We start from the raw sequence: 16,043 nt of genomic DNA, 5'->3' as shown, positions 1-16,043 counted from the left end.
CTCCGGCGCCTGCCGCACCCGGCAGTTACGTGCCGTACCTACTGGGCGTTGGCCGTGGCGGCGTCGGACAGCCCCTGCTGCAGGGCCTTGACGTCCTTGGTGCCGATGAACAGCCCGACCGCCTCGTTGATCGAGGCCAGCCACGGCTGGTTCACCGACACGCCGTGCTGGATCGACCCGGCGAGCTTGTCGCCCGACCAGTCCTTCAGCGCGTCGGCCAGGTAGTCGGTGTAGAGCGACTGGTCGGCGTCCTTGCGGGCGGGGATGGAGCCCTTCTTCGGGTTGAAGGCGTCCTGGCCCTCCTTGCTGGCCGCCACCTTCAGCCAGGCCATGGCCCCCTCGCGGTTCTTCGCGCCCTTGGGCAGGGTGAAGCTGTCGGACAGCCACATGTAGGTGCCCTCGGTGCCGGGCGACGGCGCCCAGTCGAAGTCCGTCTTCGAGGTCTTGCCCAGGCCGCCCTCGGGCGGGTTGTGGAAGTAGCCGTACGCCCAGTCGCCCATGATGTTGAACGCCGCCTCGCCGTCCGCCACCTGCTTGGCCGCGGGCTGCCAGTCGTCCTGCGGGTCGCCCGCGTACGTCATGATCTTGGCGAAGTTCTGCAGCGCCGTGGTCACCTGCGGGCTGTTCCAGTCGGCGCCCGGCTTGAACAGCGCGTTGTAGGCGTCGGTGCCGAGCGAGCCGAGCAGCACGCTCTCCAGCAGGTGGGTGACCGTCCACTCGGACCCGATGGACAGCGGGACCTTGCCCTTGGCCTTGACCTTCTCCAGGGCCGCGATGAACTCCTCGATCGTCTTGGGCGCGCCCGTGACCCCGGCGTCCTTGAGCACGGTCGGGTTGAACCACATGACGTTCGAGCGGTGGATGTTCACCGGCACGGAGTAGATCTTGCCTTCGACGCTGATCTGCTCGACGAGCTGCGCGGGGAAGACGTCCTTGAGCTTCAGCTCGTCATAGAGCGAGGTCAGGTCCTCCAGGTTGCCCGCCTTGATGTAGCCCTGCAACTCGGCGCCCGCGTGCCCCTGGAAGGTGTCGGGCGGGGTGTTCGCCTGGAGCTTCGACTGCAGCAGCGCCTTGGCCTTGTCGCCCGAGCCACCGGCCACCGCGGCGTCGAAGAAGGTGTAATTCGGATTCTGCTGTTCGAAGATCTTTCTCATGGCCTGCAGGCCGTCGGCCTCACCAGGGCCCGTCCACCAGGAGAAGACCTCAACCTGCTGTTTCTCGCCGCTGCCGCTGGCTGCGGGCGCCCCTGTGGCCTGCCCGCCGCCGCCGCTGCCACAGGCCGCCAGGCCCAGCACGCTCACCATCGTGATCGATAGGACCGCTAACCACCGTCGCATCCCACACCATCCCTTCGAAGCCCCCCGAAGTTGGTGATCCTGACAACGTTGTCAACAACGGCTATCAACCCACTTTCCGCCGCACGTCGTCAAGGGATGGGCGGTAACAGCTCCGCATATTCGGGATATTCGGCGTCTACGGTAGAGAGCGCTCTCAGCCGCGCCGCTCCAGCGTCCCGCCGGGGCCCGTCACCACGGTGACACCGAAGTCGTAGCTGGTGCCGGGAAGATCGCCGCCGTCCGCGGCGACCACCAGCGCGCCCTTCGAGACCCCGAGCCCGACCAGAGCCAGCAGGTCGCAACCTCCGTCGGGCAGCCACGTGGTCAGTACGACGTCGGACTCGGCCAGGCGTACGGGCAGGTCGAGCTCCGCCATCCTGGCCAGCAGGTCGGCGTGCGACAGGCGGCGGCCGCCGGCGAGCAGGAGCGCGTCCTGGCGCTTGGCGTCGAGCGCGGGCAGCGCGGTGGGCTCCAGCGTGAGCAGGCAGCGGAAGTCGATCGTGTCGAGCGCCGGGCCCAGCGAGACGACCTGGCGCACGCGGGACCGCTCGGCGGCCAGGATCGCCGTCTCCGCGAGGTCCGGCGTGGTGATCAGCGTGCGGGCGTCGCACTCCAGGAGCCACGCCGCCACCTCGGCCGCGCCCAGGGCCGGATCGATCGGCGTGGCCACCCCACCGGCGGCCACCACCGTGTGCGCCGCCAGAGTCTGCGCGCCGGCCGTGGAGACGTGCACCCCAACTACCTGATCCCGCCGCGCGCCCCTGCGCACGAGCCCGGATGCCGCCCTCGTCACCTCGGTCACCAGCCTGCGGTAGCCATAGACGTGGCCGCCCCGCAGATCGATGAGGGCAGGGCGGTCGCCGCGCTCGTAGGCCCGGCGGAACACTTCGTGGATCACGGTGCCGGTGGTCGAGGCGGTGGGCTTCATGCCCGACAAGGTAAGGCCGCCGGGGCGGCCACAACATCCACCGATGTATGTAGGCGGTTGTGCATTCGCGGGTGGGGCGGGCCCGAGCCCTGCGCGACTCGAGCCCGCTGTCACGCGCCCGGAGCCAGGCCCCCACCCCTCCGAGAAGGCCCGGCTCCGCATGGACGCGTGACGTCCCCGACCGATCGGCCGCGGCGACCCCGTCGCGAGGGGCGAGGAACGCGCGGTGCGGTCGATCACAGGAAGAACGGTAGGCGTGCAGAGGGCCACGGCACATGCGCTGACATGGCCATTCGAGGATGTAACCGGGATGTGTAGACAGGCAGCTGATTCAGCGGCTGCCGATCACCCATGCGGCGATCTGTGTACGCGTGGAGAAGCCCAGCTTGGCCAGGATGTTGGCCACGTGGCGGGCGACCGTGGCCGGGCTGATGACCAGTTCGTCGGCGATCGCCCGGTTGCTCAGCCCCCTGGCCACCAGCTCGGCGATCTCCCGCTCCCGGGCCGTGAGCCTGCTGTCCTGGTTGACCGGCACGACCGGGTCGGCCGGCGGCGCGGGCAGCGCGCCGTCGAGCGCGCAGGCCACCGCCTGGTCGGCGGTCAGGCTGGTGCCCTCGGCCCACAACACGCCGACGACGGCCTCGCCGAGACTCTCCCTGGCGGGCCGCAGCACGTCCTCGGTACGCGCGTCCGGCTGCCGCCCGCCCAGCGCCACCGAGGCCGCCGCCAGCAGGACCGCCCGCCGGTGGTCGCCCTCGGCCGTGACCAGGACGGCCCACGTGCCCAGCCGCCTGGCGATGCCGGCGCGCAGACCCGCGTCCCGGCTGAGCACCAGCGCCTCGGTGAGCCGGGCCCTGGCCTCCACCAGGTCGCCCAGGTCCAGCGCCACCCGGCCGAGCCCGGCCAGACAACTCACGATGTGCTGCCTGGCGTCCACGTGCCGCAGCAGGCGCAGCCCCGACTCGTAGTGCCGCCTGGCGGTGGCGAGGTCGCCGGTCCGCCTGGCGACCTGGGCCAGGCCGATGTGGCCGAAGGTCTGGCCGTAGTGGTTGTCGAGCTCCTCGCTGATCGACAGCACCTCCTGGAACCCCCGCTGGGCCTCGTGCAGGCGCCCCTGGTCCAGGCCGAAACGCGCCCTCGTGCCGTGGGCCAGCGACTCCAGGATGAGGTCGCCGGACCGCCTGGCCGTCTCCAGCGCGCGGTTCAGCGCCTCCTGCTCGCCGGTGAGCTGGGCCAGCACGATCGTGCCGACGGCCTCGCCGTACACGTCCTTGGCGGCGGCGCACAGGTCGAGCCCGGCGCGGGCGTGCCGCAGGGCCGGTTCGACGTCGCCGGCGGCCAGCGCCAGCTCGCCGCGCAGGATCGTGGCCTGCCCGCGCAGCGCCTGGGGCACCTGCGGGGCGTCGAGGGCGAGCAGCCGGTCGAGCCGCTCGGCCATGTCCAGCTTGCGGCCGCTGCCGATCAGCAGGAAGCGGAGGTCGGTCAGCAGGCCGAGGGCGGCCTCCGGCATGCCGATGGCGATCGACCAGTCGCAGGCGGAGCTCACCTCGGCCTTCAGCCCGTCGAACAGGTTGATGTAGCGCTCGACCACGGGCCACGACGTGCGCGCCCCCGGGGCCAGCGCCTCCCTGACCCGCCCCGACAGCCTGGCCAGCGCCGCCAGGTGCCGGCGCCGCAGCTCGGCCTCCTCGCCGGACTCGACCAGCTGCTCCAGCGCGTATTCGCGGACGGTCTCCAGCAGCCGGTAGCGCGCCTGCCCGGCGACCTCCCCGTCGAGGGCGACCAGCGACTTGTCCACCAGGTCGCACAGCCTGGGCAGCACGTCCTCCTCCGCCAGCCCCGGGCCGGAGCAGACCCATTCGGCCAGGTCGAGGGTCCAGGAGGAGCGGAAGGCGGCCGTACGGCGCAGCAGCAGCCGCTCCTGCGGGGAGAGCAACCGGTAGCTCCAGTCCACCGCGGCCCTGAGCGTACGGTGCCGGGCCGGAGCGGTGCGGGCACCCCCCGCCAGCAGCCTGAACCGGTCGTCGAGCCGCTCGACCAGCTGCCCCACGGACAGGACCCGGACCATGGCGGCGGCCAGCTCGATCGCCAGCGGCAGCCCGTCGAGCGCCTGGCACAGCTCCACGACCAGCGGCCGCGTCTCCTCGGTCAGCTCGAACGCGGGCCTGGCGGCGGTGGCCCTGGCCACGAACAGCCGCACCGCCTCGCTCTCCGGCCCGCTCACCGAGAGCGGCGGCACTCGCCACACCGTCTCCCCCGGCACCCGCAGCGGCTCGCGGCTGGTCGCCAACACCGTCACCCCGGGACAGGCGCTCAGCAGGTCGCGGCAGAGCTCGGCGCACTCCCCGATGACCGGCTCGCAGTTGTCGAGCAGCAGCAGCACGCGCCGGTCGCCGATCGTCTCGGCCAGGTCGCCCGCGATGCCGAGCGCGGCGGCGACGTGCCCTCTGAGCGCGCCCTTCTCCAGGTCGGCCAGCTCGATCAGGCAGGCGCCGCCCGGATGGGAGGAGGCGATCCTGGCGGTGAGCCGCAGGGCCAGCCGGGTCTTCCCGATGCCGCCCGCGCCGCACAGGGTCACGGCGCGCGAGACGCGCATCAGGTGCACGAGCTCATCCACATCGGACTCCCGGCCCACGAAGGTGTTCGGCTCGGCCGGCAGGTTGGCGAAGTCCACGGATCGCAGCATCACTGTGAGTGTGTCACCAACTACGCGCCGCGCCCAGACATAATCGATGGAGAAGTGTCGGCGCCGGCGGGCACACTCAAGGCATGGCCGATGAGCCGCTGGAGCTCGGTGAGATCTCCTTCTCCGACTGGCACGCCCATACGGACAAGCTGGCCGAGGTCGGCTTCCTGACCATCGCCAGAAGGCTGCCCTCCCTGGTCGGCCAGGCGATGAGCATGGCCTGGCGGGCCAGCCCGCGCGACGCGGTGGCCACGGTCGTGCTCAACCTGCTCGGCGGTGTGTTCACCGCGTTCGGCCTGCTGGCCACCACCGGCGTGCTGACCGCCCTGTTCAGCGAGGGCCCGACGCCCGACCGCGTGGTGGCGGCGCTGCCCAGCCTGGCGCTGGTCGGCGCGGCGGCGGTGCTGCGCACGGCGACGCAGGCGGGCGCAGGCTGGGCGCAGTCGCGCCTCGACCCGCAGATCACCCGGCTGACGGAGGAGCGCCTCTACGGCCTGACCAGCCGCGTCAGCCTGGTGTCCTACGACGACCCGGATTTCCACGACGCGCTGCAGCGCGCCAGGCTGCGCGGGGTGATGATGGCCGACTCGGTGGTGAGCGCGGCCGTCGACGTCGTCACGGCCGCCGTCGGCATCGTCGCGGTGGCGGGCGTGCTCGGCGTGCTGCACCCGGTGCTGCTCCCGCTCCTGCTGCTGGCCGTGCTGCCCGACGCCTGGGCCATGGTCCGCAGCGCCAAGATGCGCTACGCCACCCTCTACGCCCTCATCCCGGCCAACCGCCGCAAGTGGATCATCGGTGAGCTGCTGGCGGAGCGCGCGCCGGCGGCCGAGGTGCGCTCCTTCACGATGCGCGGCTTCCTGCTGCGCATGTACGACGCGGTGGCGAAGGCCGAGCAGGACGTCATGCTCGGCCTGGCCAGACGCCAGATGCTCGCCCGCCTGGCCGGGGAGGCGCTCGGCGGCCTCGGCGCGGCCCTGGTCTACGGCGCCCTGGGCGTCCTGCTGGCCGTCGCCGCGATCCCGCTGGCCGTGGCGGGCACCGCCGTCCTGGCCATCCGCTCGGCCCAGACCTCCCTGGGCAACCTCATGTACGCCACGAACCGCCTCTACGAGGAGGGCCTCTACTTCACCGACTTCCTGGAGTTCTGCGCCGACGCCGAACACCGCCTCCCCGGCGACCGCCACGACCCCATGCCGGAGACCTTCGACCGCATCACGGCGGAAGAGGTGACCTTCACCTACCCCGGCGCCGAGTCACCGGCCCTCAGCGGCGTCTCGATCGAGCTCAAACGCGGCGAGGTGATCGCGTTCGTCGGCGAGAACGGCTCCGGCAAGACCACCCTCGCCAAGATCCTGTCCGGCCTCTACGAACCCGACACCGGCACCGTCCGCTGGGACGACACCGACCTGCGCCAGGTCAACCCCGAAGAGCTCCGCCTGCGCACCGCCGTCATCGCCCAGGACCACACCCGCTGGCCCCTCACCGCCCGCTACAACATCACCATGGGCACCGGCAAAGGCGAACCCGCCCTGCACGCCGCCGCCGCCGTGGCCGGCGCCGACGACGTCATCGCCGAACTCCCCCACGGCTACCGCACCCTGCTGGACCGCCGCTTCAAAGACGGCCACGAGCTGTCCGGCGGCCAATGGCAGCGCATCGCCGTCGCCCGCGGCTTCCACCGCGACGCCGCCCTGCTCATCTGCGACGAGCCCACCGCCGCCCTCGACGCCCGCGCCGAACACGCCCTCTTCGAACGCATCCGCGCCCACTCCGACGGCCGCACCGTCCTGCTCATCACCCACCGCCTGGCCAGCGTCCGCTACGCCGACCGCATCTACGTCCTCGACCACGGCGAGATCACCGAACAGGGCGACCACGACGCCCTGATGTCCCTCGACGGCCTCTACGCCGACCTCTACACCCTCCAGGCCACGGCCTACCGCTGATCCTTCACGACAGCTCCGCCTCGATGATCCCCCGGGCGATGGCCGACACCGCGTCCGCCCGCTCCCCCGGCCGCTCCAGCACCACCCCCACGGCCACCTCGGGCGCCTCCGCCGGCGCGAAGGCCGTGACCAGCGCGTGATCGCCCGCCCCGGGCAGGGCCTGCGACGTGGCCGCCTCCGCGGCCACCAGAACCCCGGGGATCGCCGCCCCCGCCCCGGTGCCGCCCGCGTGCGTCACCATCGTCATCATCGCCGCCAGATACCGGGCCAGCTCCGGCGACACGGCCGTCCGGTACGGCACCGGACCCGCCCGGTTGATCACCGAGCCGTCCGCCAGCCGGACCTCCTCCACCAGATACGGCCGCATCAGCACTCCGTGGTTCGCCACCGCCGCCGACAGCATGGCCACCATCAGCGGCGTCACCCGGTTGTCGTGGTGGCCGATGGCCGCCAGCGCCGTCTGCGACCGGTCCATGGCCGGCGGGTAGTGGCTGGGCGTCGCGGTCAGCGGGATCCGCAGGCCCGTCGCGTTGAACCCGAACGCCTCCGCCTGGTCCCGCAGGAGGTCCTGCCCGACCTGCAGCCCGATGTTGGCGAACGCCGTGTCGCAGGACATCTGGAAGGCGTACATGAGGGTCGGGCGCGCGCTCCCGCAGTTGCTCGCGTTGTGCACGTAGGTGGGCGTGCCCGGCAGCCGCAGCCGGGCCGGCGCGTCCACCAGGGCGGACGGGGTGTACTCGCCCGACGCCAGCGCCGCCGCCGTGGTGACCAGCTTGAACGTGGACCCGGGCGGATAGAGCTGGTTCAGCGCCCGGTTGAGCAGCGGCTGCGCGGGCGCCCGCCGCAGCCGCCGCGTCTCCTCGGCGAGCCGGGCCCGGTCGAACGTGGTCAGGCCGTTCGGGTCGTACGACGGGTACGTGGCCAGCGCCCGGATCGCCCCGGTCGCCGGGTCGATGGCCACCGCCGCGCCGGGGACCCCCGTCGCCGCCAGGCCCTCGTACGCCGCCCGCTGCGCCCGGTCGCTGATCGTCAGCCTGACGTCCGCCCCCTCGACGCCCCCTTCCCGGACCATCGACCTGACCTTGACCTTGGCGTCGTCCCCCGACAGCACCCCGTCCTGCGCCTGCTCGATGCCGGTAGAGCGATGCAGCGACACGTGCCCGGTGACGGCCGCGTACTGCTCGCCGTGCCGGTAGACGCGCCGGTAGCGGTACGGGCCGCCGCCGCTCGGCAGGCTGGTGGCGATGGGCGTGCCGTCGTAGGTGAGGATGTCGCCGCGCGGGTGGGCGTACCTGTCGATCAGCGGCCGCTCGTTCCTGCGGTCGGCGTTGAGCGCGGACGAGCCGAACGCCTGGATGAGGGTGACGTGCCCCAGCAGCACGAACAGCATCGCCGCGCACAGCCTGGCGACGCGGAGCAGCGGGACGTTGATCCATCTCGCCCTCGATGCAGCCATGGATCTTGGTTTAGCAACCTGGCCGCAAAGGCGGGGCTAGAGGACGCTGCGGTAGTAGGAAATCTTGTGGTGGATGTAGCGCTGGCGCTCGGCGAGGTTGTCGATCTGGGCCTGGACCTGCCGGTCGTGCTCCTCCAGGAGCTTGATGCGGTCGGGGATCGTGTGGTCGCCGGCGCGTACGAGCTCGGCGAAGCGCAACATCGTGGCGATGGGCATGCCCGTGTCGCGCAGGCAGCGCACCATGCCGAGCCAGCCGACGTCCTCCTGGCTGAACCGGCGCTGTCCGGCCGCGTTCCGGCCGATGCGCTCCAGCAGCCCGATCTTCTCGTAGTAGCGAAGGGTGTCGATGCTGAAGCCGGTTTCCTCGACGACTTCCGCAGGTGTGTACACGCTCACGCCCCTCAGGATCCCACCCGGAGTGCACTCCAGGTCAACCGAAAAGAGGGGCTTGACATGGAGTGCGCTCCAGCTCTCAGAGTCGGCCCCATGAACATCGCACTCGGCACGATTCCGTTCGGCACCACCGTCGGCATGCAGGAGACCTTCGCCATCCTGGACCGGTTCCAGGAGGCCGGCGGCACCATGCTCGACACGGCCAACAACTACCCGTTCTGGGTGGCGGGCCGCTCGGGCGACGAGAGCGAGCTGGCCATCGGCGCGTGGCTGGCCGCCCGCGGCAACCGGGAGGAGGTCTTCATCAGCACGAAGGTCGGGGCCCGGCCCACCGTCCCCGGCGACACCACCCTCGACTCGGCGGAGGGGCTGTCCGCGGCGACCATCGCCAGGGGCGCGGAAGGCAGCCTCAGGAGGTTGGGGACGGACTACATCGATGTGTATTGGTCGCACATCGAGGATCGTTCCATCCCGATCGAGGAGACTCTGGGGGCGTTCGACGAGCTGGCCCGGGCGGGCAAGATCCGTAACCTCGGTGCCAGCAACATGGCCGCCTGGCGGCTGGAGCGGGCCAGGAACGTCTCCGCCGCGCGCGGCTGGATGCCCTACACCTACCTCCAGCTCCGCCACACCTACCTGCGGCCCCGGCCGAACACCAGGCCCGCCGAGGCGGGGCACACGCTGGTCTCGGACGAGACGCTCGACTACCTGGCCGCGGAGCCGGACCTGACGCTGTGGGCGTACAACACGCTGATGTTCGGCGCCTACACGCGACCCGACCGGCCGATCGCCGACATCTACGACCACCCGGGCACGACGCGGCGCCTGGCCGTCCTGCACGAGGTGGCGGACGAGCTGGGCGCCACCCCGAACCAGGTCGTCCTGGCCTGGCTCATGGCCGGCGGGGTCGTGCCCATCGTGGGGGTCTCCACGATGGAGCAGCTGGAGGAGGCCATCGGGGCGTCGGGCCTCAAGCTGGACGCCGAGCTGCGCGCCCGCATGGACGCCGCCTGTTAGACGCCGGCCTGTTGGACGCCGGCCTGTTGGACGCTGCCTGTTGGACGCTGCCGGCGATCAGGGAAGGTGGTCGGCCAGGTAGCGGCGGACCAGCAGCTTGCACTCGGCGATGAGCTCCGGGGCGCCGCCCGGGTCGGCCCGGAAGGCCAGCTTGAGCACCGCGTCCGTGGCCTCGACCGCCACCAGCAGCGCCGTGTCGAGCCCCGGGCCCACGGGGGCGTCCAGGAGCTCCAGCGTCAGCGCGCGCAGGCGCTCGGCCACCACGACGTTGTTCTCGTGCGTCTCGTCGAGCGCCCGCTTGCTGCCCTCGACGCTCGGCCCGCCGGGGGCGGTGAGCACCTCGCCGAAGTCCACCACCGCGAATCCGGGCGTGGTGCGCTTCATGTCGACGAACTCGTCGATGGCGAGATCGACCAGGTCGGTCCAGTGGCCGAGGTCGGCCAGCGGGATGCGTTCGATGATCCGCTGGAGGAACGCCTCGAGGTTGCGCCGCGCCAGCGCCCGCACCAGACCCTGCTTGTCGTGGAAGAACTGGTAGAACGTGCCGATCGGCACCTCCGCCCGGCGCGCGACCTCCTTGGTGGTCAGCGCCTCGTAGCCGACCTCGTCGAGCAGGAGCGCGCACTCGTCGAGCATCCGCTCGACGCGCTCGACACTCCGGCGCTGAGCGGGGCGGCGGCGCAAGGTACTGGTCATGCCCCCATCCTGACGCATTTCCGGGAGCTGAAGTCAGGGACTTTGACCTCAGTTAACATGAGCCTTACTCGCGTAGCAGTGGAGGCCAGGGATGTTCCTGTGGGGTACGGCCACGGCCGCGTACCAGATCGAGGGGGCCACCGGCGAGGACGGCAGGGGCGAGTCCGTCTGGGACACCTTCGCCCGCGAGCCCGGCCGCACCAGGGACGGGCACACCGGGGACGTGGCGTGCGACCACTACCACCGCTGGCGCGAGGACGTCGCGCTCATGTCGGGCCTCGGCGTGAACGCCTACCGCTTCTCGATCGCCTGGCCGCGCGTCCTCCCGCTGGGCTCGGGCGAGGTGAACGAGCGGGGCCTGGACTTCTACGACCGCCTGGTGGACGCCTTGCTGGCGGCCGGGGTGCAGCCGGTGCCCACGTTGTTCCACTGGGACCTGCCGCAGGCCCTGGAGGACCGCGGCGGGTGGCTGAACCGCGACGTCTGCGAGCTCTTCGCCGACTACGCCGCCACGGTCGCCGCCCGCCTGGCCGACCGAGTCCCGCTGTGGATCACGCTGAACGAGCCGTTCGTCCACATGGCCTTCGGCTACGCCATGGGCGTCCACGCCCCCGGCCGGTTCCTCATGACCGACGCCCTCCCCGCCGCCCACCACCAGTTGCTCGCCCACGGCCGGGCCGTCCAGGCCCTCAGGGCGGCGGGCGCGCGCCAGGTGGCGCTGACCAACAACTGCACGCCGGTCTGGCCGGCCTCGCCGGAGGAGCCCGACCTGAAGGCGGCCGACGCGTACGACGTCCTGCACAACCGCCTGTTCAACGACCCCATACTTCTCGGCAAATATCCGGACCTGTCGGCTTACACCCAGAGCCTGGACTTCATCCGGGACGGCGACCTGGCGACCATCGCGGCCCCGCTGGACGCCCTGGGCATCAACTACTACAACCCGACCCGCATAGCCGCCCCCACCGGCGACGGGCTCCCCTTCGCCGACGCGGGCATCACCGGCCACCCCACCACGGCCTTCGGCTGGCCGGTCGTCCCCGACGGCCTGCGTGAGCTGCTGACCGGCCTCAAGTCCCGCTACGGCGCCGCGCTTCCGCCGATCCTGATCACGGAGAACGGCTGCTCCCAGCCGGACACCCGCACGGAGCACGGCACCATCGAGGACGAGGCCCGCGTCGACTTCCTCGACCGGCACATCGCCGCCATGCGGCAGGCCATGGCCGAGGGTGTGGACGTGCGCGGCTACTTCGTCTGGTCGCTGCTGGACAACTTCGAGTGGGCCGAGGGCTATCACCAGCGGTTCGGCCTCGTGCACGTGGACTTCGCCACCCAGCGGCGCACCCCGAAGCGGTCCTACCACTGGTTCAAGGAGTTCTTGAAGGGTCAGAACACCGACACGTGAACGTGGTCGTAGTGGTTGGCGGTGGCCCCGCCGCGGTTCGACATCGGGTCCCAGCCGCCGCCTGACCGGATGTCGTAGTAGCGCTGCTTCCAGATGATGTACATCACGCCGAGCCGGGGGCCGTTCTTGATCAGCCACGCGGCCAGCGCGTCGCCGTTGGCGGCGTCGGCCCCGCCGGCCACGGTGCCGCCCCTGGACATCATGAAGTCGCAGGCCCGGCCCTTGCCGTGCTCGCCGGGGTCGCCCGGGCGCAGGCAGCCGACGCCGTACCTCATGGGGAAGTTCCGCATGATCTCCGCGCGGACCGAGATCATGCGCGGCGTCAGGCCCTCGGAGCCGCCGGGCTGCTGGAAGCCGTACTTGTTGAGCAGCTTCTCGATGTCGTCGCGCTTGCCCTGCATGACCTTGATCTCTTTGCGCAGCTTCTCGATCTTCTCGCTGGCGTTGACCTTCGCCTCTTTGGACTTGTCGATCAGCTTCTGGATGCTCTCGACGCGTTTGGCCCGCTCGTTGGCCATGTAGGTCATGTTGGCGGCCTGCCCCAGCATCTTGTACGGGTCCGTGCTGGGCGCGAGGAGCTGCATGCCGTCGATGGGGCCCACCATGTAGGAGGTCTGGGCGATGCGGGTCACCTCGGCCTGGGCGGCCCGCAGCTGGGCCTCCAGGTTGCCGGAGGTGTCGGTGGCCTTCTTCGCCTGGAGCTTGATGTCCTCCAGGCTCTGGATCTGGCCCCGGTAGAGCTCCTCGAGACGCTCCGCCTGCTTGGTGAGTCTGCGCAGCTCAGCGGGGCTGGGATCGGCCGCGGCGGGCGGTGGGGTGGGCAGTCCGACCAGCCCGGCGAGGACGGCGACAAGAACGGCGAGCCGCCAGATTCTCACACCCGTCCCCTCCCCTCATAGACGGACCGAAACTATAGAAGATGATCTTGATTCCTGTCATCTGAACGCCCGAAGTGCCGCACCTTTGGTGAGGTTTTTAGGCTTTTGTCCAAATTGGGGTGCCGGGAAAAGTTGGGCCTTGTATAGATCGCTCCAAAGGTCTGAGATGGCGATCGATTCCGTCTCTGCGAAGGGGCAGACCGTGTCTCGATCATTAACCCTCGCCGCAGCCGTCATCCTCGGCTTAGGCACCTCCCTCGTGGCCACGACCGCCGAGGCGTCCGTGGACCCCCTGCCGCCCCGCGACCGCATCGAGCTGTACCAGCTCGAAAGCCCGCCGGGCACCGCCCAGACGCTCAGGGAGAAGGGCTTCGACGTCGTCCAGCAGCAGTCCAAGGGCGACAAGGAGCACATCGAGCTGACCGCCGCCCAGGCGGACCTCGACGTCCTGGAGAAGCTCGGCCACAAACCGGAGCCCGTGCGCAACCCGCAGGGCCAGACCCAGCTCGAGGCGGCCAGGGCCCAGGCGGCCGGCGGCTACACCGTCTTCAAGTCCTACTCCGAGCCCGGCGGCATCGCCGACCAGCTCAAGGCCATCGCGAAGGCCAACAAGGACGTCGTCAAGCTCCAGTCGATCGGCAAGTCGCTGCAGGGCCAGGACATCCTGGCCGTCAAGGTCAGCACGGGCGCCAGGCTGCTGCCCGACGGACTCAAGCCCTCGACCCTCTTCTCGGCCACCCAGCACGCCCGCGAGTGGATCGCCACCGAGGTGGACATGCGGCTGCTGAAGCACGTGGTCGCGAACAAGGGCGCGCTCAGGGACCTGCTCAACAAGACCGAGCTGTGGTTCGTGCCGGTGGCCAACCCCGACGGGTACGACTTCACCTTCACCGAGGGCAACCGCCTGTGGCGCAAGAACCTGCGCGACAACAACGGCGACGGCCAGATCACCCGTGGCGACGGCGTGGACCCGAACCGGAACTTCCCCACGAACTTCCACTACGACGAGGAAGGCTCGTCGAGCATCCCCAGCAGCGACACCTACCGCGGCACCGGCCCGGCCAGCGAGCCGGAGACGAAGGCCATGGACGGCCTGCTCCGGCGCGTCAAGTTCGAGATGCAGCTGAACTACCACTCGTACGGCCCGCTGCTGCTCTACCCGATGGGCGTGCAGATCGCCACGGAGACCGCCGACAACCCCATCTACGAGGCGCTCACCGGCGACGACGCCAACCCGGCCGTCCCCGGCTTCGACCCCGACCTCGGCGCCGAGCTGTACACCACCAACGGCGACACCAACGACCAGGCCCACTTCCAGTACGGGACGCTGTCGTGGACGCCCGAGCTCAACGAGGGCTGCGAGGGCTGCGGCTTCGTCTTCCCCGACGACGAGGCGCTGGTGCAGGCGGAGTTCGAGAAGAACCTGCCGTTCGCGCTCGACGTGGCCAGGTCCGCGGTCAATCCGGTCGAGCCGGTCACCCATCTGGGCAACAGGACGCCCGACTTCGAGCTCGACCCGTTCGAGTTCAGCTACGGCCGGGACCAGGTCGTCCAGGTCAACGCCAAGCGCAAGCTCGGCCCGGTCTTCCTGAACTACCAGGTCAACGGCGGCCGGACCAAGACCGTCCTGACCGGCGAGTGGAAGGGCGGCGAGCGGTACGGCAAGGGCTACAACCGCTACTACCACCGCCTGCGCGGCAAGATCACCGGCACCCGGCCGGGTGACAAGGTGAAGGTCTGGTTCAGCTCGATCGGCAAGAAGAGCGCCGACTTCACGTACACGGTCGCCACGGACATCGGCGGCAAGGTGCTGATCCTGGCCACCGAGGACGTCACCGGCCTGAGCCCGGCGCAGGGCGTGACCGAGGCCAAGTACGCCGACGAGTACGCCGCCGCCCTCCAGGCCGCCGGCTACAGCTCCGACGTGTACGACATGGACAAGATGGGCCGCAAGGCCCCGCACCCGCTGGGCGTGCTCAGCCACTACGACGCGGTGGTCTGGGAGACCGGCGACGACGTCATCCCGAGGTCGCAGGGCCAGGTGCCGGGCACCACGTCCAAGGGCGGCGTGGACACCGAGCTGGCGGTCCGCGACTACCTGAACGAGGGCGGCAAGCTGCTGCACGCCGGCAAGTACCCCTCGTACGCGGCCAACTTCAACGGCTCCTACTACTACGAGCCCGACCAGCCCGAGAACCCCGAGTGCACGGTGGACGACGACCCGCCCTGCATCCCGGTGTTCAACGACTTCCAGCAGTACTACCTGGGCGCCTACGTCTTCTTCGACGACGCGGGCACCGACCACGGCACCGGTCAGCCGTTCGCGCTGCAGGGCAGCGGCGGGAAGTTCGACGGCTTCAGCGCCACGATCGAGCCGAGCCACACCAACTCGTTCGTCGCGACCTCGGCCATCCTGCCCGCCCAGCAGTTCCCGCTGTTCAGCAGCTCGGCCCAGGTCAAGTGGGTACGCCCGGGCGGCCCCTTCGACCCGCACACCGGCTCCTGGGACGTCTACAGCGGCATCGCCGACGTCTCGTGGAAGCGGCTGACCAAGACCATCGACCTGACCGGCCGGACCAGCGGCGACCTGTCGTTCTGGACCTCGTACGACACCGAGGCCGCCTGGGACTTCCTGACGGTCGAGGCCCGGACGGCGGGCGGCGACGACTGGACCACGCTGCCGGACGCCAACGGGCACACCACCCAGGAGGCCGGCGACAGCTGCCTGACCGAGAACAGCGGCGGCTGGCGCACGATCCACCCGTTCACGCAGCGCTACCAGGGCGTGAACTGCGAGCCGACCGGCACCTCCGGCTCGTGGCACGCGGCCTCCGGCAACTCGGGCGGCTGGCAGCAGTGGAAGATCGACCTGACCCCCTACGCGGGCAAGCAGGTCGAGATCTCCATCTCCTACATCAGCGACTGGGCCACCCAGGGCGCGGGCGTCTTCCTGGACGACTTCGCCGTCACCCTGGACGGCACGGCGGCCGAGTCGACCTCGTTCGAGTCGGACCTGGGCGGCTGGGCCGTCGGGGCGCCGCCTGAGGGCTCCTCGCCGTCGATCAACAACTGGTTCCGTACCGACCAGCTCTTCGAGGAGGGCGGCGGCATCGTCACCGAGGACACCGTCTACCTCGGCTTCGGCGTCGAGACCGTGAGCGACCTGGCCAAGCGTACGGACCTGGTCAAGCGTTCCATGCAACACCTGCTCGGCGATTCCCGCTGACGCCCGCGAGGGGTGGGGGGGGGGGGGGGCCGCGCCCCCCCCCGGCGGGGGCCGCAGACACCGGCGGGTAGAGAG

The 16,043-nt window shown here is 70.7% G+C and carries 11 protein-coding genes; 4 read left to right on the top strand and 7 right to left on the bottom strand.

The features are described 5' to 3' along the window. Positions 1–38 precede the first annotated feature (38 nt). From AB0J69_RS10720 to AB0J69_RS10710, 3 genes are all read right to left on the bottom strand, one after another. Entirely contained in the window at positions 39–1,337 is a 1,299-nt protein-coding gene (locus tag AB0J69_RS10720) for an ABC transporter substrate-binding protein (RefSeq protein ID WP_364115189.1), read from the bottom strand. Positions 1,338–1,491: 154 nt separating this feature from the next. Next, the gene (locus AB0J69_RS10715) at positions 1,492–2,265 is read right to left on the bottom strand and encodes an AMP-binding protein (protein ID WP_364115187.1); all 774 of its coding nucleotides are present in this window, start codon (positions 2,263–2,265) and stop codon (positions 1,492–1,494) included. A gap of 331 nt (positions 2,266–2,596) precedes the next feature. After that, positions 2,597–4,951 carry a LuxR C-terminal-related transcriptional regulator gene (locus AB0J69_RS10710; protein WP_364115185.1) on the bottom strand — a complete coding sequence of 785 codons (2,355 nt, stop codon included), beginning with the start codon at positions 4,949–4,951 and terminating at the stop codon, positions 2,597–2,599. An 83-nt stretch (positions 4,952–5,034) separates the two neighbouring features. Between AB0J69_RS10710 and AB0J69_RS10705 the strand changes: the two genes are divergently transcribed. Next, positions 5,035–6,897 carry an ABC transporter ATP-binding protein gene (locus tag AB0J69_RS10705; RefSeq protein ID WP_364115183.1) on the top strand — a complete coding sequence of 621 codons (1,863 nt, stop codon included), beginning with the start codon at positions 5,035–5,037 and terminating at the stop codon, positions 6,895–6,897. Between the two features lie 4 nt (positions 6,898–6,901). On the opposite strand, the gene AB0J69_RS10700 is transcribed toward AB0J69_RS10705, so the two are convergent. Together AB0J69_RS10700 and AB0J69_RS10695 are read right to left on the bottom strand one after the other, a co-directional pair. Further along, positions 6,902–8,353, bottom strand: coding sequence for a penicillin-binding transpeptidase domain-containing protein (locus AB0J69_RS10700; protein ID WP_364115181.1), 1,452 nt, complete (start codon positions 8,351–8,353; stop codon positions 6,902–6,904). A 36-nt stretch (positions 8,354–8,389) separates the two neighbouring features. Then, positions 8,390–8,749 (bottom strand): MerR family transcriptional regulator, encoded by a 360-nt coding sequence (locus tag AB0J69_RS10695; RefSeq protein WP_364115179.1) that lies wholly within the window; start codon positions 8,747–8,749, stop codon positions 8,390–8,392. A 90-nt stretch (positions 8,750–8,839) separates the two neighbouring features. Between AB0J69_RS10695 and AB0J69_RS10690 the strand changes: the two genes are divergently transcribed. Beyond that, positions 8,840–9,763 carry an aldo/keto reductase gene (locus AB0J69_RS10690; RefSeq protein WP_364115176.1) on the top strand — a complete coding sequence of 308 codons (924 nt, stop codon included), beginning with the start codon at positions 8,840–8,842 and terminating at the stop codon, positions 9,761–9,763. 57 nt (positions 9,764–9,820) lie between these two features. On the opposite strand, the gene AB0J69_RS10685 is transcribed toward AB0J69_RS10690, so the two are convergent. Next, on the bottom strand, positions 9,821–10,459 hold the full coding sequence (locus AB0J69_RS10685; RefSeq protein ID WP_364115174.1) for a TetR/AcrR family transcriptional regulator: 639 nt from the start codon (positions 10,457–10,459) through the stop codon (positions 9,821–9,823). Positions 10,460–10,550: 91 nt separating this feature from the next. On the opposite strand from AB0J69_RS10685, the gene AB0J69_RS10680 reads away from it, so the two are divergent. Further along, the gene (locus AB0J69_RS10680; RefSeq protein WP_364115172.1) at positions 10,551–11,864 is read left to right on the top strand and encodes a GH1 family beta-glucosidase; all 1,314 of its coding nucleotides are present in this window, start codon (positions 10,551–10,553) and stop codon (positions 11,862–11,864) included. Here AB0J69_RS10680 and AB0J69_RS10675 read toward each other — a convergent pair. After that, on the bottom strand, positions 11,846–12,742 hold the full coding sequence (locus AB0J69_RS10675; RefSeq protein WP_364115170.1) for a hypothetical protein: 897 nt from the start codon (positions 12,740–12,742) through the stop codon (positions 11,846–11,848). The two genes, AB0J69_RS10680 and AB0J69_RS10675, sit on opposite strands and share 19 nt — an antisense overlap. Before the next feature lie 202 nt (positions 12,743–12,944). Between AB0J69_RS10675 and AB0J69_RS10670 the strand changes: the two genes are divergently transcribed. Then, positions 12,945–15,968: a M14 family zinc carboxypeptidase gene (locus AB0J69_RS10670; RefSeq protein WP_364115168.1), complete on the top strand. Its 3,024-nt coding sequence runs from the start codon at positions 12,945–12,947 to the stop codon at positions 15,966–15,968. The last annotated feature ends 75 nt before the right edge of the window (positions 15,969–16,043 follow it).

It is taken from the genome of Nonomuraea sp. NPDC049709 (assembly GCF_040674815.1).
Classification (GTDB): domain Bacteria; phylum Actinomycetota; class Actinomycetes; order Streptosporangiales; family Streptosporangiaceae; genus Nonomuraea.
Note: the sequence above shows the minus strand (reverse complement) of the source record. Positions and strands in the feature narration are given on the sequence as shown.

Excerpts from the sequence above, each read along its gene's own strand:
- AB0J69_RS10690 (WP_364115176.1), top strand. The coding sequence starts at position 8,840 with ATGAACATCGCACTCGGCACGATTCCGTTCGGCACCACCGTCGGCATG.
- AB0J69_RS10720 (WP_364115189.1), bottom strand. The coding sequence starts at position 1,337 with ATGCGACGGTGGTTAGCGGTCCTATCGATCACGATGGTGAGCGTGCTG.
- AB0J69_RS10705 (WP_364115183.1), top strand. The coding sequence starts at position 5,035 with ATGGCCGATGAGCCGCTGGAGCTCGGTGAGATCTCCTTCTCCGACTGG.
- AB0J69_RS10715 (WP_364115187.1), bottom strand. The coding sequence starts at position 2,265 with ATGAAGCCCACCGCCTCGACCACCGGCACCGTGATCCACGAAGTGTTC.
- AB0J69_RS10710 (WP_364115185.1), bottom strand. The coding sequence starts at position 4,951 with ATGCTGCGATCCGTGGACTTCGCCAACCTGCCGGCCGAGCCGAACACC.
- AB0J69_RS10700 (WP_364115181.1), bottom strand. The coding sequence starts at position 8,353 with ATGGCTGCATCGAGGGCGAGATGGATCAACGTCCCGCTGCTCCGCGTC.
- AB0J69_RS10680 (WP_364115172.1), top strand. The coding sequence starts at position 10,551 with ATGTTCCTGTGGGGTACGGCCACGGCCGCGTACCAGATCGAGGGGGCC.
- AB0J69_RS10685 (WP_364115174.1), bottom strand. The coding sequence starts at position 10,459 with ATGACCAGTACCTTGCGCCGCCGCCCCGCTCAGCGCCGGAGTGTCGAG.